The organism is Kluyvera huaxiensis, assembly GCF_040149365.1.
Classification (GTDB): domain Bacteria; phylum Pseudomonadota; class Gammaproteobacteria; order Enterobacterales; family Enterobacteriaceae; genus Kluyvera; species Kluyvera intermedia_A.
This window is the reverse complement of sequence record NZ_JBEFLV010000024.1, coordinates 1-23,585: the sequence shown is the minus strand read 5'-3', so window position 1 is coordinate 23,585 and position 23,585 is coordinate 1. Positions and strand designations below refer to the sequence as shown.

Here is a 23,585-nt window from a genome sequence, read left to right as displayed (position 1 = left end):
GATTAAATTAGTGGAATTATATTTTTATTCCATTCATCACGTTATTTTTCAAAAATAGGTTCTAAGAAAAACCTTAAAACTCACCGGGATGTTTTTATTATGAATCCCTAACCATTTTGCATAGAGAGCCTTACTTCACATCTTTATTACTAGCAAAAACAATTCACAACATCAATATCGAATATGAATTCATATACATAATTCTCACTCACTCCATTTAATCCGGGCATTTATTGCAGCAACTTTTTCTTCCCAAGTCGAAAGAAATGAGAGCCTCATGACAATAAATGCCATATAAAACAGCACTATAAAACAAACCAAAGAATAAATGGAACATATTGCCACCAAAAAAAATATTACTGACGAACAGAGATGCCATTCACTGCTGTATGTTTCTCATTCATACTAAAAATAATTAACAATGAAAAATATAACAAATAAATAAGTTATGAATGCTGTGGCATAATAAAGTTATATTTCTCAAATTAAAAAATCGCCATACTGGACTTTCTGTTTTTATTTTACATTCACTCCGGATATTGTTAGCAATACACAGGATGTTCTTCTTTATGCCAATAGTTAAATCCAGAATAGTGAGGCGGCTGAAAAAATGCGGCTGGCTCACGCTCGCGACGCTCTTGTCAGGATGCTCGTTTCCCCCGGCCATTCCCGTTATAGGCGCTTATTACCCCGGCTGGCTTTTTTGCATGATTGCCGGCGTCATTCTTGTGCTCATCACCCGGCGGCTCATGCTGCAAAAATATAAAGTGATTTCATTCGCGGGCGTTATTTATACCGCCCTCTTTGCACTCTACTCCATGCTGTTCTGGCTGGTGTTTTTTTAACTCACATTGAGATGCGCCCATGGAAAGCTCGCAGAAGAAAGTTTCTCGTAATAAAGTACCGGCCCTGTTTCTGGTCATACTCGCCCTCGTGGTGATGGTATTTGTCATCTGGCGTTTGGATAGCTCACCGTCTACCAACGATGCCTACGCCTCTGCCGACACGATAGATGTGGTCCCGGAAGTCAGCGGACGTATCATCGAGCTGGCAGTTAAGAATAATCAGCTGGTTAAGCAGGGCGACCTGCTATTTCGCATCGACCCTCGGACGTATGAAGCCAATCTAGCGAAAGCACAGGCTACGTTGCATGCCCTCGATGAGCAGATCATGTTGACACAGCGCAGCGTAGACGCGCAGAAGCTGGCCGCCAACTCTGTTCAAGCGATGGTCGCCAAAGCGCGGGCGGCGGAAAAACAGGCTAGCAGCACGCTTAACCGCACGGCACCGCTGCTGTCGCAGGGATTTGTCTCGGCGGAAGATGTTGATCGCGCGCGCACCGCACAGCGCGCCAGCGCAGCAGATCTCAATGCCGCGCTGTTACAGGCTCAGCAGGCCGCTACCGCCGTGAGCGGCGTAGATGCGCTGGTCGCTCAACGCGTTGCGGTTCAGGCAGACATCGCCCTCACCCAACTGCATCTGGAAATGGCCACCGTCCGTGCGCCGTTTGATGGCCGCGTGGTGTCACTAAAAACCTCGATCGGTCAGTTCGCTTCGGCAATGCGCCCTATCTTTACCCTGATCGATACGCGCCACTGGTACGTCATCGCCAACTTCCGCGAAACCGAGCTGAAAAATATCCACGCAGGCTCGCCAACCACCCTGTATCTGATGAGCGACAGCGGTAAAACCTTTAGCGGCAAAGTGGACTCCATTGGCTACGGCGTGATGCCTGAAGACGGCGGCCTGGTACTGGGCGGCCTGCCACATGTCGCCCGTTCAATTAACTGGGTGCACGTCGCCCAGCGCTTCCCGGTCAAAATTATGGTCGATAAACCGGACGCGGAGATGTTCCGTATCGGTGCCTCGGCGGTTGCCACCCTTGAGTCACAATAATGAACGCACTCAATTATCTGCCGCTGCCGGTGGTTCGACTGCTGGCATTTTTCCATAGAGAACTAAGCGAAAAGCGTCCCGGACGACAGTCGCAAATGCTTCAGCTGTGGGTGGGTTGCCTGCTGGTGACGCTCATTTCCATGACCTTCGAGGTCCCTTTTTTGGCTATCTCGCTGACGGTGCTGTTTTACGGCGTACAGTCGAATGCGTTTTACACCAAATTTGTGGCAATCCTGTTTGTCGCCGCGACGATAATGGAAATTGGCTTTCTATTCATGATCTACAAGTGGTCATACAGCTATCCATTGCTCCGTATGATAATCGCCAGCCTGATTGTCTTTGGCAGCATGTTTTTGATGCGCACCTATAAGCTGGGGCTGATATTTTTTGCCCTCGCGATTGTTGGCATATACGGCCAGACCTTTCCCGGCATGATTGATTATCCCGAGGTGGTCGCTCGCCTTACCCTGTGGTGTATCGTCGTTGGGCTTTACCCTACGCTGTTGATGGTGCTGCTGGGCGTACTCTGGTTCCCTAGCCGAGCCGGGCAGCAAATACAGGAGTCATTGTGCGCGAGGCTCGATGATGCACTGAGCCATCTGGCGGTGCCGACGCCAGCGCTTACGGAAAAGTACGTTGAGCGCGAAGTGCTGGCGCTGCAAAAACTCAGCGCCTTCTGCATGCTCGACGATGCCGACTGGAAAGCGCATAGCGCCTGGTGGAAAAATTGTGTCGCCACCGTCAGCTATCTGTATACCACTCTCAACCGTTACAGCGACGAAGCCGCCAGACATCAGGCCCTGGCGTATAAGCTACAGTATGAAATCACGGCGCTACAAAGTGCTATCGCACAAGGGGAGCCCTGGCAAACTCAATGGCAGCTGAGCGCCGAAGACCGCATTATTGCCCGGGAATGTGGACTGGAAGGTCTCTGTGAACGTCTGCTCCAGCTTGGTCATATGGACCCCAAAACGCCGCCAGCCCCCGCGGTGAAAGAGTCGTCGATGGTACCGGACGCCTTCAGCAACCCGGCCTACGTCCGCTACGCGCTGAAAACACTGCTGGCCTGCATGATCTGTTACATCTTCTACTCCGGCGCCGATTGGGAAGGTATCCATACCAGCATGCTGACCTGCATCATCGTCGCCAATCCCAGCATCGGATCAACCGGCCAGAAAATGGCGCTCCGTTTTGGTGGCGCGTTGATTGGTGCAGCGCTGGCGCTGTTGATGACCATTTGTATCATGCCGTGGCTGGATAATATCGTTGAGCTACTGTGCGTGCTGTCGCCTGTTTTCCTGCTCGGCGCATGGATAGCCACCGGATCGGAGCGATCCTCCTATATAGGAACGCAGATCATCGTGACCTTCTCACTGGCGACCCTCGAAAACGTTTTTGGCCCGGTTTACGATTTAGTCGAGATCCGCGATCGTGCGGTCGGCATCCTGATCGGCACGGCCGTCTCGGCGGTGATCTTCACCTTTATCTGGCCGGAAAGTGAAGCCAGCACCCTGCCGCGTAAGCTGGCGAGTGCGCTGAATATGCTGGGCAAGCTGCTGCGCCTCCCGCAGCAGGATCCTGCCGATCGGCAAGCCTATCTCCAGCTGCGTGTCGGCTGCCACGCCGCCTTTAATGCTTGCGAAGAGATGTGTGAACGCGTGGCGCTGGAACGGCAGCTTGATGATGATAAACGCGAGCATCTTCTCGCACTCAGCCGCGATACGCTTCAACACGGCCGGGAGATCCTCTACGGCTGTGACAGCGCCACGGCGCCACTTCCTGCCTTCGCACAAGCGCTGGAACAATACGCCGCAGGGCTGGAAAACGGCGAGGCTACGCCCGTATCGCTATCCAGTGAAATAACCCCCACCTTACCCGCACAGACGCAGCGCGTTATACAGCAGATAGTCAGTTTACCCGACTGGACCCGTCCAGCGACCACCGTCGCTGAGGCCCAGGCGCAAGGAGCCACATTACAATGACCCGTAACTTTTTCCGCATTCTCCTGTGCGGCCTTATCGGCAGCGCCACGACGCTTTCCGGCTGCGCGTTGATCCGCAACGACTCTGCTGCCCATTCCCAGCTACAGCCCACGCAAATCAAGCTGGCGGACGATATTCATCTGGCGAGCCAGGGGTGGCCCCAGGCGCAGTGGTGGCGGCAGCTTAACGACCCTCAACTCAGTTCACTTATCGACAAAGCGCTGTCCGGCTCTCATACCCTTGCCGAAGCAAAACAGCGTGAAGAGAAAGCCCAGTCACAGGCCGACCTGCTGGAAGCGGGATCGCAGCTCCAGATGGCGGCGCTCGGAATGATTAACCGGCAGCGTGCATCCGCCAACGGTTTCCTCGGCCCTTACGCGCTGGACGCTCCCAGACTCGGGATGGACGGCCCTTACTACACCGAAGCGACCGTCGGTCTGGTTGCTGGGTTGGATCTCGATCTGTGGGGCGCTCATCGCTCCGCCGTTGCGGCAGCGATCGGCGCACAAAACGCGGCACTCGCTGAAACTGCGGCGGTGGAACTGGCTCTCTCAACCGGCGTGGCGCAGCTCTATTACAGCATGCAGGCAAACTATCAGATGCTCGACCTGCTTGAGCAAACCCGTAGCGTGATTGATTACGCGGTTCAGGCGCACCTGAGCAAAGAGTCTCATGGATTAGAAGCGAAGGTCCCTTACCACGGCACGCGGGCGCAGTTGCTGGCGGTAGATAAACAAATTGCCGCAGCAAAAGGGCAAATTAAAGAGACGCGCGAATCGCTGCGCGCGCTCATCGGTGCCAACGGCAACGAACTGGCAGAGATCAAACCGGTCGCGCTGCCGCAGGTGCAGACGGGCATTCCTTCAACGCTTTCCTACGATCTGCTCGCCCGCCGCCCGGATCTGCAGGCGATGCGCTGGTATGTACAGGCTTCGCTCGATCAGGTTGATGCCGCGAAAGCGCTGTTTTATCCGAGCTTCGATATCAAAGCATTCTTCGGCCTGGATGCCATTCACATTGACGATTTGTTCAAAGCCCCCAGCAAGCAGATTAACTTTATCCCCGGCCTGCGCCTGCCGCTGTTCGACGGCGGTCGTCTGAACGCCAACCTGAAAAATACCCGCGCCACCAGCAACATGCTGATTGAACACTATAACCAGTCGGTGCTGAACGCCGTACGCGATGTGGCGATAAACGGTACGCGTTTGCAAACCCTGAACGAAGAACGCGAACTGCAGCTTGAGCGCGTCGATGCGAGCCGCTTTAGCCAAAGCGCCGCCGAAGCCGCATTTAATCGCGGGCTCGGTAGTCGGTTGCAGGCCACAGAATCCAGCCTGCCGGTGCTTTCCGAGCAAATGTCTCTGCTGGTGCTGGACACTCAGCGCGTCATTCAAAGTATTCAACTCATCAAAACGCTCGGCGGCGGTTATCAGGCGCCGGTGTCCTCTCACTAATCCTCCCGCCGCGTGATAAATGTCACGCGGCTTATCATTTCGACACGTCAAATATGACGATGGCCTGTTTTTCGTCAGGGTTTTGACCAAATTTTGCCCGTAACATCAGGGAATGCCCACAATAAAAAAGTGGCATAAAAGATGCATACTGAGGGCGACAGCGCGTATGCGCGATTTGATTAACTGGAGCGAGACCGATGAAAAAAGTCGTCACGGTTTGCCCGTATTGCGCATCAGGTTGCAAAATCAACCTGGTGGTCGATAACGGTAAAATCGTCCGGGCTGAGGCGGCGCAGGGGAAAACCAACCAGGGTACTCTGTGTCTGAAGGGCTATTATGGCTGGGACTTCATTAACGATACCCAGATCCTGACCCCACGCCTGAAGACCCCAATGATCCGTCGCCAGCGCGGCGGCAAACTGGAATCCGTTTCCTGGGATGAAGCGCTAAATTACGTTGCTGACCGCCTGAGCGCGATCAAAGCGAAATACGGCCCGGATGCTATTCAGACTACCGGTTCCTCACGCGGGACGGGTAATGAAACCAACTATGTAATGCAGAAATTTGCGCGCGCCGTTATTGGTACCAATAACGTTGACTGCTGCGCTCGCGTCTGACACGGCCCTTCGGTTGCAGGTCTGCACCAATCGGTCGGTAACGGCGCAATGAGTAATGCGATTAACGAAATTGATAATACCGATTTAGTGTTTATCTTCGGGTACAACCCGGCGGATTCCCACCCTATCGTGGCGAATCACGTGATTAACGCTAAACGTAACGGGGCGAAAATCATCGTCTGCGATCCGCGCAAAATTGAAACCGCGCGCATTGCTGACATGCACATCGCGTTGAAAAACGGCTCGAATATCGCGCTGCTCAACGCCATGGGGCACGTCATTATTGAAGAAAACCTGTACGACAAAGCGTTCGTCGCTGCCCGTACCGAAGGTTATGAAGAGTACCGTAAGATTGTCGAAGGCTATACGCCGGAGTCCGTCGAAGCGATTACCGGCGTTAGCGCGCAGGAAATTCGCCAGGCCGCCCGTATGTATGCCTCGGCAAATAACGCCGCCATCCTGTGGGGCATGGGTGTTACCCAGTTCTATCAGGGCGTGGAAACCGTGCGTTCACTGACCAGCCTCGCGATGCTCACCGGCAACCTCGGTAAGCCAAGCGTTGGCGTTAACCCAGTCCGCGGCCAGAACAACGTTCAGGGCGCCTGCGATATGGGCGCGCTGCCGGATACCTATCCGGGCTATCAGTACGTGAAGTTCCCGGAAAACCGTGAGAAATTCGCCAAAGCCTGGGGCGTGGAAAGCCTGCCGGCGCACACCGGCTATCGTATCAGCGAGCTGCCGCACCGCGCGGCGCACGGCGAAGTGCGCGCGGCGTATATCATGGGTGAAGATCCGTTACAGACCGATGCCGAACTCTCTGCGGTTCGTAAAGGCTTCGAAGATCTGGAACTGGTTATCGTCCAGGATATCTTCATGACCAAAACCGCTGCGGCCGCAGACGTTATTTTACCGTCTACGTCCTGGGGCGAACATGAAGGCGTCTTTACCGCCGCCGACCGTGGCTTCCAGCGCTTCTTTAAAGCCGTTGAGCCGAAGTGGGACCTGAAAACGGACTGGCAGATCATCAGTGAAATCGCCACCCGTATGGGCTACAAAATGCACTACAACAACACCCAGGAAATCTGGGATGAGTTGCGCAGCCTGTGCCCTGATTTCTACGGTGCCACTTACGACAAAATGGGCGAGCTGGGCTATGTGATGTGGCCATGCCGCGATGAGTCTGACGCGGACCAGGGGACGTCTTACCTCTTTAAAGAGAAGTTCGACACCCCGAACGGTCTAGCGCAGTTCTTCACCTGCGACTGGGTTGCGCCTATCGACAAACTCACCGAAGAGTACCCAATGGTACTGTCGACGGTGCGTGAAGTTGGCCACTACTCTTGCCGTTCCATGACCGGTAACTGTGCGGCGCTGGCCGCGCTGGCGGACGAACCGGGCTATGCCCAGATCAACACCGCCGATGCCGCCCGTTTAGGCATTGAAGATGAAGCGCTGGTGTGGGTGAACTCCCGTAAAGGTAAAGTCATCACCCGCGCTGCCGTCAGCGATCGCCCGAACAAAGGTGCAATTTACATGACCTATCAATGGTGGATTGGGGCATGTAATGAGCTGGTAACGGAGAACCTGAGCCCGATTACCAAAACGCCTGAGTACAAGTACTGCGCCGTGAACGTTGAGCCGATTGCCGACCAGCGTGCCGCCGAGCAGTATGTGATTGATGAGTATACGAAGCTGAAGGCCAGTCTGCGCGAAAGCGCGATGGGCTAAGCGGACTCGTTTCAACGCCCCCATTCGGGGGCGTTTTTTTATCCTCGCTTTATCTTTATACTCAAAATAATTCGAGTTGTAGGAAGGCGGCAAGTGAGAGAATCCCGATGAGCTTACTCGAGTAAGTGATTCGGGTGAACGAACGCAGCCAACGCACATGCAACTTGAAGTATGACGAGTATATACTGCCCACTTCCTCGGTTACCTACACAATAAGATGAAACACATTTTTGCATTGCTATGGCTGGTTGCGCTGTTCGCTCACGCGGATGAGCCGGGTAGCCAATATTTGAAAGCCGCAGAAGCCGGAGATGCCCGCGCGCAGTACTATCTGGCAGATACCTGGTTTAGCTCACGCGATTTGAGCAAAGCCGAGTTCTGGGCGCAGAAATCCGCCGACGGCGGTGATGCAGATGCCTATGCCCTTCTGGCGCAGATTAAAATTACCAACCCGGTGGATCTGGATTATCCGGCCGCCAAAGAGCTGGCTGAAAAAGCCGTGAAGGCGGGAAGCCGGGCGGGTGAAGTGATCCTCGCGCGCGTGCTTATCAACAGCCAGTCGGGGCAAACCGACTACCCGCGCGCGGTGACGCTGCTTGAGCAGGCATCTGCCAACGCGGAAAGCGATTTTGCCGTCGATGCGCAAATGCTGCTGGGGCTGATTTACGCCAACGGCACCGGTGTGAAAGAAGACGATGATAAAGCCACGGACTACTTTAAAAACAGTTCAGCGCTGTCGCGTACCGGCTATGCCGAACACTGGGCCGGCATGATGTTTCTGAACGGTGAGAAAGGCTTTATTACGCCGAATAAACAGAAGGCGCTGCAGTGGCTGAACCTGAGTTGTACCGAAGGATTTGATACCGGCTGTGAAGAGTTTGATAAGGTGAGCGCGGAGTAACCGCTCGCTGCTCCACCCTCACCCCAACCCTCTCCCTCAAAGGGAGAGGGAGTTGACCAAAGCTGTACCGAAGGGTTTGATACCGGCTGCGAAGAGTTTGATAAGGCGAGCGCGGAGTAACTGCTCGCTGCTCCACCCTCACCCCAACCCTCTCCCTCAAAGGGAGAGGGAGTTGACCTGAGCTATACCGAAAGGTTTGATACCGGCTGCGAAGAGTTTGATAAGGTGAGCGCGGAGTAACCGCTCGCTGCTCCACCCTCACCCCAACCCTCTCCCTCAAAGGGAGAGGGAGTTGACCTTAGCTGTGCGAATGGCTGGGTGCCAAAGTAGTTAGCCAGGTCAGCGATAAATCGCCGCGAATCGCACCGTTCGGTCCCCTCGCCCCTCTGGGGAGAGGGCTAGGGTGAGGGGAAAATCAGTTCAGTGCCCCAAAAACAACAACGCCGGGAAATCCCGGCGTTGTTTTTCTTTCTATTATTGGTCGGCCGTTTTATCAAACTTGCCGAGCATCTCACGTTCATACGCTCGCGCTTTTTTAACGTCGAACTTGTGTTCCCACTTCGCGATGACCAGCACCGCCAGCGCGTTACCCACCACGTTCAGCGCGGTACGCGCCATATCGAGGATACGATCGACACCGGCAATAAACGCCAGACCTTCCAGCGGAATCCCCACGCTACCTAATGTCGCCAGCAGAACCACGAAGGAGACGCCAGGTACGCCCGCGATACCTTTCGAGGTCACCATCAGCGTCAGCACCAGTACGATTTCCTGCCAAAGAGACAGGTCGATACCATACAGCTGGGCGATAAAGATGGCAGCAATACTCTGATATAGCGTCGAACCATCGAGGTTAAAGGAGTACCCGGTCGGCACCACAAAGCTGGTGATCGACGCCGGTGCGCCGTAGGCTTCCATCTTCTCGATAATACGCGGCAGCACGCTCTCGGAGCTGGCGGTGGAGTACGCCAGAATCAGTTCGTCTTTAAGGATGCGAATCAGGATCCAGATGCTCAACCCGCAGATGCGCGCCACAATCCCCAGCACCACCAGCGCGAAGAACAGAATCGCGAAGTGTACCAGCAGCACCAGCTTCGCCAGCGGCCATAGGGAGGCAAAACCAAAGTTCGCCACCGTCACCGCAATCAGCGCAAACACCCCAACCGGCGCGTAGCGCATGACCATATGGGTCACTTTAAACATGGTTTCTGAGATAGAACGGAACACAGTCACCAGCGGTTCACGATGCGTAGCGGGTAGCGAGGAGAGGCCGAGGCCGAACAACACCGAGAAGAAGATAATCGGCAGCATTTCGCCTTTTGCCATCGACGCCACGATATTGGTCGGCACCAGGGATAGGATTGTCCCCATCAGCCCATGAGCGTGACTTTGCACTTCCGCAGTGGTGCTTTGGTATTTCGAAATGTCCGCCGTCGCCAGCTGCGACATGTCGATCCCAGCCCCTGGCTGGAAGACATTCGCCATGGTGATACCGATAATTATCGCTATCGTGGTGATCACTTCGAAATAAAGAATGGTTTTAGCGCCAATTCGCCCAAGCTGTTTTGCGTCACCGACGCCGGCTATTCCCACGACCAGCGTTGAAATAACAATCGGCACGACGATCATTTTAATCAGATGGATGAAAATATCGCCAGCAGGAGACAGGAGATTCATAACCAGCCATTCGCGGCTATCGCTATGATAATGAAGATAACTACCCAGAATAATACCTAGCACCAGGGCAATGAGAATTTGCCACGCCAGGCTGATTCGCGTTTTTTTCATAACTGCAGACTTCCTCAATGAAAAATACCATACCGAACGGGAATGATATCCACTTGAAAGGGGGTGATTTGTGTTGCGTTTACTTTTAGAGGTTTTTAACGCGCAATATCAGTATCATCTGTACGGTGTCCCGCGCAACCCTTTCAGTTCAGGGCTTTTCACCACAGAAATCGATATTACTACTAATTTCTACCAGTAATTATTTATAAGTTTTTGTTATAAAAACAAAAAATTTCCGCCATTTTCTATAAATCCCCTTCCGCAATTATTTCTGTTCAAAGAATCAAATGAACGTTATTTGAACAATTCCACTAATGCGTGATCTGCCGCGCAAATAGTAAACAAAGCGTCTCCTCCCTCTGTTATTAACTTTTGTGCGACATATTATTAACATCCTACATGGAGAAAAAAAGCATGAGCCAAATTCACAAACACTCTATTCCTGCAAATATTGCAGAACGCTGCCTGATTAATCCGGAACAATACAAGACTAAATACCAGCAGTCCGTCACCAACCCTGATACGTTTTGGACGGAAGAGGGTAAAATCCTCGACTGGATGCGGCCTTACACCAAAGTCAAAAACACCTCCTTTGCCCCTGGCAACGTCTCAATTAAGTGGTACGAAGACGGCACACTGAACCTGGCTGCCAACTGTCTTGACCGTCATCTTCAGGAGCGCGGCGATCAAACCGCTATCATCTGGGAAGGCGACGACGCCACTCAAAGCAAGCACATTACCTATCGCGAACTGCATCGCGACGTCTGCCGTTTCGCAAACACCCTGCTCTCTTTAGGCGTGAAGAAAGGCGACGTGGTGGCTATCTATATGCCGATGGTGCCAGAAGCGGCCGTGGCTATGCTGGCCTGCGCCCGCATTGGCGCTATCCATTCCGTCATCTTCGGCGGTTTCTCGCCGGAAGCCGTTGCTGGCCGTATCATCGACTCCAGCGCGCGTCTGGTTATCACATCCGATGAAGGCGTTCGCGCCGGACGTAACGTGCCGCTGAAGAAAAACGTCGACGACGCGCTGAAAAATCCGAACGTCAAAACCATCGAAAACGTCGTTGTGCTCAAGCGTACCGGCGGAAAAATTGACTGGCAGGAAGGCCGCGACCTGTGGTGGCATGACCTGCAAGAAAACGCCAGCGACCAGCATCAGCCGGAAGAGATGAGTGCGGAAGACCCGCTGTTTATCCTCTATACCTCCGGTTCCACCGGCAAACCAAAGGGTGTATTGCACACCACCGGTGGCTATCTGGTGTACGCCGCAACCACCTTTAAATATGTCTTCGACTACCATCCGGGCGACATCTACTGGTGCACCGCCGATGTCGGCTGGGTTACTGGTCACAGCTATTTGCTGTACGGCCCGCTGGCCTGCGGCGCGACCACGCTGATGTTTGAAGGCGTGCCAAACTGGCCGACACCTGCCCGTATGTGTCAGGTAGTTGATAAACATAAAGTTAACATTCTGTATACCGCACCGACGGCGATTCGCGCATTGATGGCTGAAGGCGACAAGGCCACCGCCGGAACCGATCGTTCCTCCCTGCGCATTCTTGGCTCGGTGGGCGAACCTATCAACCCGGAAGCCTGGGAGTGGTACTGGCAGAAAATCGGCAACGAGAAGTGCCCGGTGATGGATACCTGGTGGCAGACCGAAACCGGTGGTTTCATGATCACCCCGCTGCCGGGTGCCATTGAGCTGAAGGCAGGTTCCGCCAGCCGTCCGTTCTTCGGCGTGCAGCCAGCGCTGGTCGATAACGAAGGCCATCCGCAGGAAGGCGCCACCGAGGGCAACCTGGTGATCACCGACTCCTGGCCGGGGCAGGCGCGTACGCTGTTTGGCGATCACGAACGCTTTGAGCAGACCTACTTCTCGACCTTCAAAAACATGTATTTCAGCGGTGATGGCGCGCGTCGTGACGAAGACGGTTACTACTGGATAACCGGCCGCGTTGATGACGTGCTGAACGTCTCCGGCCACCGTTTAGGCACCGCGGAGATTGAATCGGCGCTGGTTTCCCATCCGAAGATTGCCGAAGCCGCGGTTGTCGGCATTCCGCACAGCATTAAAGGCCAGGCAATTTACGCCTACGTCACGCTGAACCACGGTGAAGAGCCAACGCCTGCGCTCTATACCGAGGTGCGTAACTGGGTGCGTAAAGAGATTGGCCCGCTGGCGACGCCGGACGTGCTGCACTGGACCGATTCACTGCCGAAAACCCGTTCAGGCAAAATCATGCGCCGCATTCTGCGCAAGATCGCCGCGGGCGACACCAGCAACCTGGGCGATACCTCGACCCTCGCCGATCCGGGCGTGGTGGAGAAACTGCTGGAAGAGAAGCAGTCCATCGCGATGCCGTCATAAGCGAAGACTTCCCCCTCTCCTGTTACCGGGAGAGGGCCGGGGTGAGGGTGTCATTACCGTACACCGCCCCTCGCCCTATCCTTCTTCCCTCGGAAGAAGGAAGCGTACGGTGTTCTGATTTGCACAAAAAACACTACCAATAAAAAACCTCTGGAGACTCTGTGATGAATGATCAAATTTGTCAGCAGATAGAAGATAGTGCGCATTTCAGGGAGCTGGTTGAAAAACGGCAACGGCTTGCCACCTTCTTATCGCTGATCATGTTAGTGGTTTACGTCGGTTTTATTTTACTCATCGCTTTTGCCCCGGGCTGGCTTGGCACGCCGCTGCATCCGGGCACCAGCGTCACGCGCGGTATCCCAATCGGGATCGGCATTATCGTTATTTCCTTCGTCCTGACTGGCATTTATGTCTGGCGGGCTAACAGTGAATTTGATCGCCTGAACAGGGCCGTACTGCGCGAGGTAAAAGCATCATGAAGAAAGTCCTGACGGCGCTCGCCGCCACACTTCCTTTAGCGGCCAACGCGGCAGACGCTATCAGCGGCCACGTAGAGCGCCAGCCAACCAACTGGCAGGCGATTATCATGTTCCTGATTTTCGTCCTCCTGACGCTGTACATCACCTACTGGGCCTCAAAGCGGGTACGCTCGCGCAACGACTACTACACCGCAGGCGGCAACATTACCGGTTTCCAGAACGGGCTGGCGATTGCCGGTGACTTTATGTCGGCGGCGTCGTTCCTCGGCATCTCTGCGCTGGTCTACACATCGGGCTACGACGGGCTGATTTACTCGCTCGGCTTCCTCGTCGGCTGGCCGATTATTCTGTTCCTGATTGCCGAACGCCTGCGTAACCTCGGCCGCTATACCTTTGCCGACGTGGCGTCCTATCGCCTCAAGCAGGGGCCAATTCGTCTGCTCTCCGCCTGCGGTTCGCTGGTGGTGGTTGCACTCTATCTGATTGCGCAGATGGTCGGCGCCGGTAAGCTCATCGAGCTGCTGTTCGGCCTCAACTACCACGTCGCCGTGGTGCTGGTTGGCGTGCTGATGGTGATGTACGTGCTGTTTGGCGGCATGCTCGCCACCACGTGGGTACAGATTATCAAAGCGGTTCTGCTGCTGTTCGGCGCCAGCTTTATGGCCTTTATGGTGATGAAGCACGTCGGCTTTAGCTTCAACAACCTGTTCACCGAAGCAATGGCGGTACACCCGAAAGGGGCGGCCATTATGAGCCCTGGCGGGCTGGTGAAAGACCCAATATCGGCGCTGTCGCTCGGTCTTGGCTTGATGTTTGGTACCGCCGGTCTGCCGCACATTCTGATGCGTTTCTTCACCGTGAGTGACGCCAAAGAAGCACGTAAGAGCGTGTTCTATGCCACCGGGTTTATGGGTTACTTCTACATCCTGACCTTCATCATCGGCTTTGGCGCCATCATGCTGGTCGGGGCAAATCCGCAGTTTAAAGATGCGGCAGGCGCGCTTATCGGCGGCAACAACATGGCAGCGGTACATCTGGCTGATGCGGTCGGCGGCAACCTGTTCCTCGGCTTCATCTCTGCGGTCGCATTCGCCACCATTCTGGCGGTGGTTGCGGGTCTGACGCTGGCAGGGGCTTCGGCGGTGTCTCATGATCTGTACGCTAACGTGTTTAAGAAAGGCGCGACCGAACGTCAGGAGCTGAAGGTTTCCAAAATCACCGTACTGGTGCTGGGCGTGGTGGCCATTCTGCTGGGCATCCTGTTTGAGAATCAGAACATCGCCTTTATGGTGGGTCTGGCGTTCTCGATCGCGGCCAGCTGTAACTTCCCGATCATTCTGCTCTCCATGTACTGGTCGAAATTGACCACCCGTGGCGCAATGGTCGGCGGCTGGCTGGGCCTGCTGACGGCGGTAGTGCTGATGATCCTTGGCCCAACCATTTGGGTCACGATCCTCGGCCACGAGAAAGCGCTGTTCCCGTATGAATACCCGGCGCTGTTCTCTATCGCCGTTGCCTTTATCGGTATCTGGTTGTTCTCGGCAACCGATAACTCTGCTGAGGGTAATCTCGAGCGCGAGCAGTTCCGCGCGCAGTTTATCCGTTCACAAACCGGTCTGGGCATCGACCAGGGTCGTGCGCACTAAAATCCCCTCCCCGGCCAGTGGTCGGGGATCACATTTTTTTCCGCTTCAAGTGATGTTTATCACGCCATCAAAATGAAAAAAGCCAACGCGCGTCACAGGTTTTATCTGCGATTCGCGAAGGCTATCACGCTTTCCCGGTTTTCACGCCAATCCCCAGCTTTACCTCTACGACGATTGCAGACAATACCCGCCACTGTTTTTATTCTTTACTCACGGCGACTTGCTCAGGCTGCTGGCAAAACGGGTCAAACGTTCCGGACTTAGTAACAGCGGCAGAAACAGCGGGCCGCTGGCCGGTGGATTGATAAGCCAGCGCTCCAGCGTATCGGTATAGCGAAGCAGCTGCTGCTGATGCTTTTGCAGCACATCGGCCGGCAGACTTTGCGGGCCGTAGTGATCGAGCCACAGAATATCGGTCATCGCGGCGGCGACGCGGGAAAACATCTGACTGTAGATTTCCGCGCTGCGCCAGGCGGCCAACAAAACCTCCAGCGAATCGTTGGGGCAGGAGATACGCGGCATCAGCTGACGCAGGTTTTGTATCGTGCGCGATGCTAAAAAGCAGGCGGCCTCTTTTTCCAGCGCCACCAGCTCGCGCTGCTCTTTACCAAGCGCCGGAGAGTCGGCGGGCATCAGCGGTTGCCAGGCATGCATCCAGTTAGCGCTCCGGGTGTCCATGTGCAGAAGCTGCTGCGCCTGAGCCACGCTTTCCGGGATCTGGCTTTGATAGTGCAGCCGTCGGCCCAGAAAATTCGGCGTTTTACACAGCCAGTCGTAGCTGGCGTGAACGATAGCCGACAGCTGGTGTTTGTCCTGCATTGAGCGAAAGCCGAGCTGCTGATGCTCAATCCAGCGTTCAAAGGCGGAAGGCTGCGCCTCATCGGCGGTCTGGTTGGCCGCGGAGAGGCCAAAAAGGTTAATTGCGTTGGCGGAGTCCATCACCCGGCTGTCGGGCAGCCACTGCCAGCTGACGCGCGACGTGATGGCTTCAATTTCGTTTTCGGCGGCGCTCAACGCCCAGCTTAACCGGCCGCTGATCTCGTCGGCCAGATAGCACGGCAGCGCGGTCCAACCGTAGCCGGTGCCAAAGAGATCGTACTCGATCCACTTTTTATGCCCCGGCAACGTGGCAATGTGCGGGTGATTGGCAAACCCGGGGTGATAGTCCAGCTCGGTGGCTTTTATCGAGGCGCGCACATCGTCGGGAAGCGTCGCCAGCAGATTGGAAAGCTGCTGCCGAGGCCAGCTGTCATCAATGTAGTCGCGCAGCACCAGCTTTTTGCCCTGGGCGCGCAGCAGACTCCAGACATCGTGCAGGCTTTGCTGCCAGCGGGCGGTCTGAAAGTCCGGGGTGGTCAGGCTGAGAATAAGCCCGCTGAGGTGCGGCAGCGCATGAAGTAGTGGATGCAATATTGCGGCATAAAAGTGCTGCCAGAAATCCGGTGAACTTTTTTCATCGAACGTCAGTTCGGGAAATTTACGCTTAATTATATCGTCGCTCGGCGCGGCTTCGCCCTGCAGCCAAAACGATAAATTATTTTCCGCCAGATATTGGTCGACGCGTTTTAAATATTGCAGCGCGTAATTTTGTTGATGAATCAGGTTCTCGACGTTGAGCTTTTGGCTTAACGGCGAGGGCGTAGCAAGAAAAGAAAGCAGTTCCTGTTGGTGCAGGATGATGCCGGTGAAACCGTGCTGTTTCGCGCTTTTAACGCCCTGAATAAACCAGGGCCAGTGCCAAATAAAAGTGCTATTCAGCTCCATCAATTGATGCGGAATACGTTTCATTGCGTCGCCTTGCTGATATTTGAATTTATATCTTAATCGAGGATGCCATGAAAAAATATGCTCTGGTCGGTACCGGGGGTCGTGCGGGTTTATATATTTCCGCCATTGGTGGAACCTGGCGTGATAATGCCAAAATGGTCGCGTTTTGCGATACCAATCAGACCCGAATGAACTACGCCAATAAACTGTTGCAAAAAGAAGGCGCAGAGCCGGTATCCACCTGGAAAGCGGCGCAGTTCGAAGAGATGATCCGCGAAACTCGCCCGGATATCATCATCGTTACCACCATGGACCGCACCCACGATGATTACATCGTCCGCGCGCTGCATGCGGGCTGCGACGTGATCACCGAAAAACCGATGACTATCGACGAAAAACGCGCGCTGCGTATTCTCGATGCCATCGAAGAGACCGGACATACCGTGCGCGTAGCCTTTAACTATCGCTACGCGCCGCACCACAGCAAAGTACGCGAACTGTTGATGCAGGGCGTGATTGGCAACGTCACCTCCGTTCACTTTGAGTGGCTGCTCAACACCGAGCACGGCGCGGATTACTTCCGCCGCTGGCACCGTGAGAAACGCAACAGCGGCGGCCTGCTGGTGCACAAATCCACTCACCACTTCGACCTGATGAACTTCTGGTTAGCCAGCTACCCAGAGCGCGTTTACGCCGAAGGCAGCCTGCAATTCTACGGCAAAGAAAATGCCGAAAAACGTGGCGTCTCGCAGTTCTACCCGCGCACCCACGGTTTTGCCGAAGCCAAAGACGATCCGTTCGCGCTGAATATGGCAGACAACGAACAGCTCAAAGCGCTGTACCTCGACGCCGAGCATGAGGACAACTATTTCCGCGACCAGAGCGTGTTTAGCGATGGCATCACCATCGAAGACACCATGTCTGTACTGGTGAAGTACCAAAACCAGGTCCAGCTCACCTACTCACTCAATGCCTATCTGCCGTGGGAAGGACTGAACGTGGTGTTTAACGGCACCGAAGGCCGTCTGGAGATGAAAATCGTCGAGAAATCCTACGTCAACGCCGGCGGTAAACGCGAAAACGAAGGTAGCCTGGAGCAGTGCGATATCACCGTCTTCCCGATGTTTGCCGAGCCGTGGAAAGCGGAGTTCAACCTCGGTGAAGGCGGACACGGCGGCGGCGATAACGCCATGCTGGCGGATCTGTTCGGCGAACCGGGCAACGACCCGTTGCAGCGTGCAGCCGACCACCGCGCTGGCGCGATGTCCATTCTCACCGGTATTGCGGGCAATATCTCCATGCAGCAACAGCGTCCGGTGAATTTTAAGGAGTTCGAGCTGGTTTCCCGACTGGCGAAACGCTAAGCCCCTCGTTCCGGCGCGGCAGGAGGCTGCGCCGGAAAAGACGGTCAGTATTATGCTGTTACTCACCTGTTTAATAACAATATTTCTGCCTCTTCCCGGAGACATGTAATGAATAAACTCGCGTCAGGTGTTATCGCATCACTGTTACTTTCCTGTACCTCTGCCTGGGCGCAACAGCCCGTTGAATTACGTATGTCATGGTGGGGAGGCAACAGCCGCCACCAGGCAACGCTCAAGGCGCTGGAAGCCTTTGAGAAAACGCATCCCGAGATTAAAGTGAAGGCGGAATATACCGGCTGGGATGGGCATCTTTCGCGCCTGACCACCCAAATGGCCAGCGGCACCGAGCCGGACGTAATGCAGACCAACTGGCCGTGGCTGATTATTTTTTCCAAAAATGGCGAGGGATATTACGACCTGAATAAGCTCAAGAATGAACTGGATTTGAACCAGTATCAGGCCAAAGATCTGCAATCCACCACCATCAAAGGCAAACTGAACGGCCTGCCGATTTCAGTCAACGCGCCGGTGTTCTACTACAACGACGTCACCTGGAATAAGGCTGGGCTGGCGTACCCGAAAACCTGGGATGAACTTTTTGCGGCCGGGAAAAGCTTCCAGCAAAAACTGGGCAAAAACTATTACCCCTACAGCATGGTCGATCAGGATGTCATTCTGCTGCTCAACGCCTACATGATGCAGAAATACCAGAAGCCAATGTTCGACAGCAGCGGTAAATTTACCTGGGACGATATGCAGTGGCAGGAAGCGTTTGGCTTTGTGAAACGTCTTAGCGATGACCACGTGGTGCCATCGCCAAAAACGCTCTCTTCTTACGGCAAGGGCAATCTGTATGAAATGAAGCCGTGGATTAACGGTGAATGGGGCGGGACTTTTACCTGGAATATTTCCATTCGCATGTACATCAACAACCTCACACCACCGGCCAAACTGGTGCTGGGTGATTACGTGATGCAGCCCGGCGTGACGGAGTCCGGGGTGTACTTCAAGACGGCGCAGATGTTCTCGGTGGCGAAGTCGACCAAACATCCGAAAGAAGCGGCGATGCTGGTCAACTTCCTGCTCAACGATCCGCAGGCTATCGAGTCGCTTGGCCTTGAACGCGGCATTCCTTTGAGCAAAACGGCAGAAACGCTGTTAACCGAAAAAGGGGTGATTGACCCTAACGATCCGGTCGTGGCCGGTTTAAGACAGGCGCAATCGCTGCCCACCACCGTGGTGGCGACGCCCTATATTGAAGATTTGCAGGTGGTCGATCAGTTTATGTCTGCCCGCGAAAAGCTCGACCAGGGAAAGCCTATTGCCCAGGTCGTCAGTGAGTTCCGCCAGCAGGTTGAACGTATTGTTCGCCGTTTGAATCGTTAATCCTGACAGCGCATTGTTTGATGGCGCTGCGCTTATCAGACCTACAGGGCTGTGTCTTACTGTAGGCCGGGTAAACGCAGGCTGCTCAGAACATGATCCAACCAACTACCGGCGCCACCAGCACCATCACAATGCCGGACAACATCATCACCAGGCTCGCCACCACACCTTCCTGCGGGCCTAATTCATACGAGCGCGCCGTCCCGGCACCGTGCGATGCGGCACCAAAGCCCGCGCCTTTAGCCATCCCTTCACGAATCGACAAACGCAGGAACAACACGTCGCCAATCGCCATGCCGAACACCCCGGTCACCACCACGAACAGCGCCACCAGCTCCGGTTGCCCACCGAGTGATTTTGCCGCCGCCAGCGCAAACGGCGTGGTGATGGAACGTACCGCCAGGCTGCGCTGAATTTCATCCGGCAGAGTAAACAACCGCGCTAGCCACACAGAGCTCGTTACCGCAACCACCGTGGCGGTGATCACGCCAGCAGAAAGGGACATCCAGTGGCGTTTAATAATCGCCAGGTTATCGTAAACCGGCACGGCAAACGCGATGGTCGCAGGGCCCAGCAGCCACAGCAGCCAGTGCGCCTCGCCCATATAGTTCTGATAGGAGATATGACCGAACACCAGCAGCAATACCAACAGCACCGGGGTCAGTACCAGAGGCATCAGCGGCAGTTTTCGAAAGCGGCGATACAGACGTTTATTGGCGAAATAGAGCACCAGCGTGATAACCAGACATGCCACGCTCAGCTGAAAGTTAGTCATGGTGCATCCGTTTCATCTCGTAGCGATACACCTTGTCGACGACCCAGGCGGTTGCCCCCAGTACCATCATCGTGCTTAGCGCGATGACCACGAAGATCCGCCAGCCATCAATCATCAACAGTTGTGCATAGTTCACCACCGCCACTACCGCTGGAACGAAAAACAGCAGCATTTCTGCCAGCAACCAGCGCGACCCGGCGCGTACCCATTTCAGCGGTACAACGTGGCAGACAATCAGCACCAACAGCAGGATCATCCCCACGAGGTTGGCAGGCAGCGGCAGATTCCACCAGCTCACCAGATATTCAGCAAACACAAACAGTCCGGCGTACAGCAATACCTGCACCGGAATCTGAAGACGGTTTAAAACGGAGGGCACTACGCGCCCTAAGGCCTCGGCCATGGAGGGATGTCCAAAAAAATCACAGGCGCACAGTATAGTGAGACAACGATGATGACAGAAATGAATTAAACTCATCGGTAGCATAGTTTAGAGGCATAATCATGGACATAAGAACGCTACGCTACTTTGTCGAAGTCGTTCGTCAGCAGAGCTTTACCCGCGCCGCGGAGAAGCTGTTTGTGACGCAACCGACCATCAGCAAGATGCTCAAAAATCTGGAAGATGAGCTGAACTGCACCCTGCTCATTCGCGACGGCCGTAAGCTTTTAATGACCGATACCGGGCAGGTGGTGTTCGAGCGCGGGCTGGCAATTCTGGGCGAATTCCGGCAACTGGAGGCCGAACTCAGCGATATCAATCACCTCAACAAAGGCGTGCTGCGGTTGGGTATTCCGCCGATGGTCGGCATGCTAATGGCGGGGCCTATTGGCCTGTTTCGCCAGCGCTACCCCGGCGTAGAGCTCAAGATTTCCGAATTTGGCGGCCTGACCGTGCAGCAGGCGGTGATCAACGGCGAGCTGGATTTAGCCATCACCGCGCTGCCAGTGGAAGAAGAGAGCGCCCTCACCACTCAGCCGTTGTTCAGCCATCCGCTGTGCGTGTTAGTACCGCGTTCCGGCGATTGGCTGGAACAAACGTCGGTGTCACCGCAGCAGTTAGCGGCCCATCCATTGCTGATTTATAACGAAGATTTCGCCCTCAGCCGCCAACTCATGCAGCTATTCGCACGGCACGACGTGAAGCCGCGCATTGCGGTACGCAGCGGGCAATGGGATTTTCTCGCCGCCATGGTGCAGGCTGGCGTCGGCGTCGCGATTCTGCCTGAGCCGATTTGCCGTCGTCTGGATGCCAAAACCCTGCGCTGGCTGCCGCTGGAAAGCGAGCTGCGCTGGCAGTTAGGGATGATTTGGCGGGAAGGGGTGTATATGTCGCACAGCGCCCAGGCGTGGCTGAAGTGCTGCGAAGGATTTACGCTGCCGTAGTCGGCCCGCGTCTGATGGCGGCTACGCCTTATCAGACCTACGTTGGGACATTATCGGGCCTACGGTGCTGCGCTTATCCGACCTACGGTCGATGACCTGTAGGTCGGATAAGGCCTGGCCGACAAACGCGCAGCACTAGCGCTTGCTACGCATCCTCAATCAACAGCGCTTCCAGCAGATCGAGGTCATGCAACAGCTTTTGCAAAGTCTCGTTGCTGATCTGTCGCGTGGCGCGCAGGTGGTACAGCTCACCGCGCTCAGAACGCAGCGCGGCGAGACGGAAGCGGCGCTCCAACTGTTCTTCCAGCATCGACGTTTCGACATCGTTACGCCCATCAACCCGACGACGCAAATTACCGATGACGCGCGAACTGACCTCGGTCAGCAGCTGGTTATCAATATTCTCATCGGTATCCGCCGCCAGACGCTCTTCCATTTTCTGGATAGCGACAATCGCCACGTCTGCCGTCGCCGCCCGCGCCAGCTGTTCTTCTTTGCGCTGCTGAACGTTGTCGGTCGACTCGATATGGCGCAGCAGAATCGGCAGCGCAATCACGCCAACGAACAGCGAGAACAGAATCACCCCGGCGGCAAGGAATACCAGCTCATAACGCGCCGGGAATACATCGCCGGACGGTAATAGCAGCGGGATAGAGAGCACACCGGCAAGGGTAATCGCCCCGCGCACCCCGGCCACAGAAGAAATCAGCAGCTCGCGAGTGGTCCAGGAACCAAACTCCATCGGTTTCTTTTTCAGGAAGCGCTGGCTTAATTTGCGCATCGTCCACAGCCAGCCAAAACGCACCAGCATCAGCGCCGCGTAAATCAGGATGATATCGGTAAACAGCATCCAGGTTTCCACGTTCGGGTCGGCTTCTGCCGCCACCAGCGAGCTCTGGAGAATATCCGGCAACTGCAGGCCCAACAGCAAGAACACCATGCCGTTAAACACAAATTCAAGCATCGCCCAGGTGCTGTTGGCGCGCAGACGCATAGCCAGCGGTGCGGTGCGCATCACGCCGGAGCGGGTAATCGTCATCCCTGCAGCCACGGCCGCCAGGATACCGGATACGCCGATATGTTCCGCAATCAGGTAAGAAGCAAACGGCAGCAGGAACAGCAGCACAATCTGCGTGGCCGGTTCATCACCGCCCCAGCGGCTGAGGAAACGCATTGAGCGCCCGTACAGCCAGCTGACCACGAAACCCGCCAGGATGCCGCCAATGGCGACTTTGAGGAACTCGACCGTGGCACCGCCAACGGTAAAGACCATGGTGCCCATCGCCACCGCGACGGCAAATTTCAGCGATACCAGGCCGGAGGCGTCGTTCATCAACGCTTCGCCCTGCAAAATACCCATGATTTTTTTCGGGATTCGCCCTTCACCGACAATACCGGAGAGCGCGACCGCATCGGTCGGTGACAGCACTGCCGCCAGCGCAAACGCCGGGATAAGCGGGATGCCCGGCACTATCCAGTAAATCAGGAAGCCAATCCCCACCACCGTCACCAGCACTAACGCCAGCGCCAGCCCGAGGATTTCCCTGCCGTGCTCGATAAATTCGCGCGTTGGCGTCTTCCAGCCGTCGGCAAACAGCAGCGGCGGGATGAACAGCACGAGGAACAGTTCAGGGTCAAATTCAACGTGCAAACCGAAGGTTGGCCACGCGAGCAGCGCACCGATAGCGATTTGCATTAACGGAAGTGGGACCTGGAATGGCAGTACGCGTGTAACCACCCCAGACAGCGAAACCACGAGGGTCATGATGAGTATGGTGAAGAATATTTCCATGCGTTCCCTGTTTACAGCGTTGTCTTATTATTCAAAACATGAAGCGTCGTGCTTCTTATTATACGGTTACCAGAGTAACGCAAAAGGAAACGAGGTGCGGCTGAAAATGGAAAAAAAGTACTACCCCGTAGCCCAAACAAAAAACCCGCCGGTTGGCGCAATGCCGTTCACTTAAGCGGAGCAGCATGACGGTTAACCGGATAGCGGGTTTTTGATATTTTAACCGCCCTCGGCCTTGATGGTCGGGGGCG

The 23,585-nt window shown here is 55.1% G+C and carries 17 protein-coding genes; 12 read left to right on the top strand and 5 right to left on the bottom strand.

The features are described from left to right. Nucleotides 1–569 precede the first annotated feature (569 nt). The 6 genes from ABOC97_RS20200 (at nt 570) to ABOC97_RS20175 (ending at nt 8,578) form a co-directional block, all read left to right on the top strand. Nucleotides 570–845, top strand: a complete 276-nt coding sequence (locus ABOC97_RS20200) for a YtcA family lipoprotein (RefSeq protein ID WP_349601220.1) — start codon at nt 570–572, stop codon at nt 843–845. 19 nt (nt 846–864) lie between these two features. Then, nucleotides 865–1,896, top strand: a complete 1,032-nt coding sequence (gene mdtN / locus ABOC97_RS20195; RefSeq protein ID WP_349601218.1) for a multidrug transporter subunit MdtN — start codon at nt 865–867, stop codon at nt 1,894–1,896. Next, entirely contained in the window at nt 1,896–3,878 is a 1,983-nt protein-coding gene (gene mdtO, locus ABOC97_RS20190) for a multidrug efflux transporter permease subunit MdtO (RefSeq protein ID WP_349601216.1), read from the top strand. The genes mdtN and mdtO overlap by 1 nt, the downstream gene beginning before the upstream one ends. Further along, nucleotides 3,875–5,332: an MdtP family multidrug efflux transporter outer membrane subunit gene (locus ABOC97_RS20185; protein ID WP_349601214.1), complete on the top strand. Its 1,458-nt coding sequence runs from the start codon at nt 3,875–3,877 to the stop codon at nt 5,330–5,332. Before mdtO ends, ABOC97_RS20185 begins: the two co-directional genes overlap by 4 nt. A gap of 197 nt (nt 5,333–5,529) precedes the next feature. Next, nucleotides 5,530–7,677, top strand: a complete 2,148-nt coding sequence (gene fdhF, locus ABOC97_RS20180) for a formate dehydrogenase subunit alpha (protein WP_349601212.1) — start codon at nt 5,530–5,532, stop codon at nt 7,675–7,677. Nucleotides 7,678–7,894: 217 nt separating this feature from the next. Then, the gene (locus ABOC97_RS20175) at nt 7,895–8,578 is read left to right on the top strand and encodes a tetratricopeptide repeat protein (protein WP_349601210.1); all 684 of its coding nucleotides are present in this window, start codon (nt 7,895–7,897) and stop codon (nt 8,576–8,578) included. Nucleotides 8,579–9,052: 474 nt separating this feature from the next. On the opposite strand, the gene gltP is transcribed toward ABOC97_RS20175, so the two are convergent. After that, entirely contained in the window at nt 9,053–10,366 is a 1,314-nt protein-coding gene (gene gltP, locus ABOC97_RS20170; RefSeq protein WP_234502101.1) for a glutamate/aspartate:proton symporter GltP, read from the bottom strand. Nucleotides 10,367–10,780: 414 nt separating this feature from the next. On the opposite strand from gltP, the gene acs reads away from it, so the two are divergent. The 3 genes from acs (at nt 10,781) to actP (ending at nt 14,864) form a co-directional block, all read left to right on the top strand. Then, entirely contained in the window at nt 10,781–12,739 is a 1,959-nt protein-coding gene (acs, locus tag ABOC97_RS20165) for an acetate--CoA ligase (protein ID WP_349601208.1), read from the top strand. A 164-nt stretch (nt 12,740–12,903) separates the two neighbouring features. After that, nucleotides 12,904–13,218: a DUF485 domain-containing protein gene (locus ABOC97_RS20160; RefSeq protein ID WP_349601206.1), complete on the top strand. Its 315-nt coding sequence runs from the start codon at nt 12,904–12,906 to the stop codon at nt 13,216–13,218. Further along, on the top strand, nt 13,215–14,864 hold the full coding sequence (gene actP / locus ABOC97_RS20155; RefSeq protein ID WP_349601204.1) for a cation/acetate symporter ActP: 1,650 nt from the start codon (nt 13,215–13,217) through the stop codon (nt 14,862–14,864). Before ABOC97_RS20160 ends, actP begins: the two co-directional genes overlap by 4 nt. Nucleotides 14,865–15,074: 210 nt before the next feature. Here actP and ABOC97_RS20150 read toward each other — a convergent pair whose 3' ends face one another. Beyond that, nucleotides 15,075–16,652: a hypothetical protein gene (locus ABOC97_RS20150; RefSeq protein ID WP_349601202.1), complete on the bottom strand. Its 1,578-nt coding sequence runs from the start codon at nt 16,650–16,652 to the stop codon at nt 15,075–15,077. A gap of 47 nt (nt 16,653–16,699) precedes the next feature. On the opposite strand from ABOC97_RS20150, the gene ABOC97_RS20145 reads away from it, so the two are divergent. Further along, complete coding sequence (locus tag ABOC97_RS20145; RefSeq protein WP_349601200.1) at nt 16,700–17,995, top strand: Gfo/Idh/MocA family protein; 1,296 nt, start codon at nt 16,700–16,702, stop codon at nt 17,993–17,995. A 108-nt stretch (nt 17,996–18,103) separates the two neighbouring features. After that, a complete protein-coding gene (locus tag ABOC97_RS20140) occupies nt 18,104–19,381 on the top strand; it encodes an ABC transporter substrate-binding protein (protein WP_349601198.1) in 1,278 nt (425 codons plus the stop codon). Between the two features lie 85 nt (nt 19,382–19,466). On the opposite strand, the gene ABOC97_RS20135 is transcribed toward ABOC97_RS20140, so the two are convergent. Both ABOC97_RS20135 and ABOC97_RS20130 read right to left on the bottom strand, forming a co-directional pair. Beyond that, the gene (locus ABOC97_RS20135) at nt 19,467–20,156 is read right to left on the bottom strand and encodes an LrgB family protein (RefSeq protein WP_349601196.1); all 690 of its coding nucleotides are present in this window, start codon (nt 20,154–20,156) and stop codon (nt 19,467–19,469) included. Then, complete coding sequence (locus ABOC97_RS20130; RefSeq protein ID WP_349601194.1) at nt 20,149–20,559, bottom strand: CidA/LrgA family protein; 411 nt, start codon at nt 20,557–20,559, stop codon at nt 20,149–20,151. The genes ABOC97_RS20135 and ABOC97_RS20130 overlap by 8 nt, the downstream gene beginning before the upstream one ends. A gap of 101 nt (nt 20,560–20,660) precedes the next feature. Here ABOC97_RS20130 and ABOC97_RS20125 point away from each other — a divergent pair, with 101 nt between their 5' ends. After that, nucleotides 20,661–21,542 carry a LysR family transcriptional regulator gene (locus ABOC97_RS20125; protein ID WP_349601192.1) on the top strand — a complete coding sequence of 294 codons (882 nt, stop codon included), beginning with the start codon at nt 20,661–20,663 and terminating at the stop codon, nt 21,540–21,542. Between the two features lie 145 nt (nt 21,543–21,687). On the opposite strand, the gene ABOC97_RS20120 is transcribed toward ABOC97_RS20125, so the two are convergent. After that, a complete protein-coding gene (locus tag ABOC97_RS20120) occupies nt 21,688–23,334 on the bottom strand; it encodes a Na+/H+ antiporter (protein ID WP_234502110.1) in 1,647 nt (548 codons plus the stop codon). Between the last annotated feature and the right edge of the window lie 251 nt (nt 23,335–23,585).

What these genes read in the sequence shown, in the direction of transcription:
- ABOC97_RS20200 (WP_349601220.1), top strand. Translation starts at nt 570, where the DNA reads ATGCCAATAGTTAAATCCAGAATAGTGAGGCGGCTGAAAAAATGCGGC.
- mdtN (WP_349601218.1), top strand. Translation starts at nt 865, where the DNA reads ATGGAAAGCTCGCAGAAGAAAGTTTCTCGTAATAAAGTACCGGCCCTG.
- mdtO (WP_349601216.1), top strand. Translation starts at nt 1,896, where the DNA reads ATGAACGCACTCAATTATCTGCCGCTGCCGGTGGTTCGACTGCTGGCA.
- ABOC97_RS20185 (WP_349601214.1), top strand. Translation starts at nt 3,875, where the DNA reads ATGACCCGTAACTTTTTCCGCATTCTCCTGTGCGGCCTTATCGGCAGC.
- ABOC97_RS20175 (WP_349601210.1), top strand. Translation starts at nt 7,895, where the DNA reads ATGAAACACATTTTTGCATTGCTATGGCTGGTTGCGCTGTTCGCTCAC.
- gltP (WP_234502101.1), bottom strand. Translation starts at nt 10,366, where the DNA reads ATGAAAAAAACGCGAATCAGCCTGGCGTGGCAAATTCTCATTGCCCTG.
- acs (WP_349601208.1), top strand. Translation starts at nt 10,781, where the DNA reads ATGAGCCAAATTCACAAACACTCTATTCCTGCAAATATTGCAGAACGC.
- ABOC97_RS20160 (WP_349601206.1), top strand. Translation starts at nt 12,904, where the DNA reads ATGAATGATCAAATTTGTCAGCAGATAGAAGATAGTGCGCATTTCAGG.
- actP (WP_349601204.1), top strand. Translation starts at nt 13,215, where the DNA reads ATGAAGAAAGTCCTGACGGCGCTCGCCGCCACACTTCCTTTAGCGGCC.
- ABOC97_RS20150 (WP_349601202.1), bottom strand. Translation starts at nt 16,652, where the DNA reads ATGAAACGTATTCCGCATCAATTGATGGAGCTGAATAGCACTTTTATT.
- ABOC97_RS20145 (WP_349601200.1), top strand. Translation starts at nt 16,700, where the DNA reads ATGAAAAAATATGCTCTGGTCGGTACCGGGGGTCGTGCGGGTTTATAT.
- ABOC97_RS20140 (WP_349601198.1), top strand. Translation starts at nt 18,104, where the DNA reads ATGAATAAACTCGCGTCAGGTGTTATCGCATCACTGTTACTTTCCTGT.
- ABOC97_RS20135 (WP_349601196.1), bottom strand. Translation starts at nt 20,156, where the DNA reads ATGACTAACTTTCAGCTGAGCGTGGCATGTCTGGTTATCACGCTGGTG.
- ABOC97_RS20130 (WP_349601194.1), bottom strand. Translation starts at nt 20,559, where the DNA reads ATGGCCGAGGCCTTAGGGCGCGTAGTGCCCTCCGTTTTAAACCGTCTT.
- ABOC97_RS20125 (WP_349601192.1), top strand. Translation starts at nt 20,661, where the DNA reads ATGGACATAAGAACGCTACGCTACTTTGTCGAAGTCGTTCGTCAGCAG.
- ABOC97_RS20120 (WP_234502110.1), bottom strand. Translation starts at nt 23,334, where the DNA reads ATGGAAATATTCTTCACCATACTCATCATGACCCTCGTGGTTTCGCTG.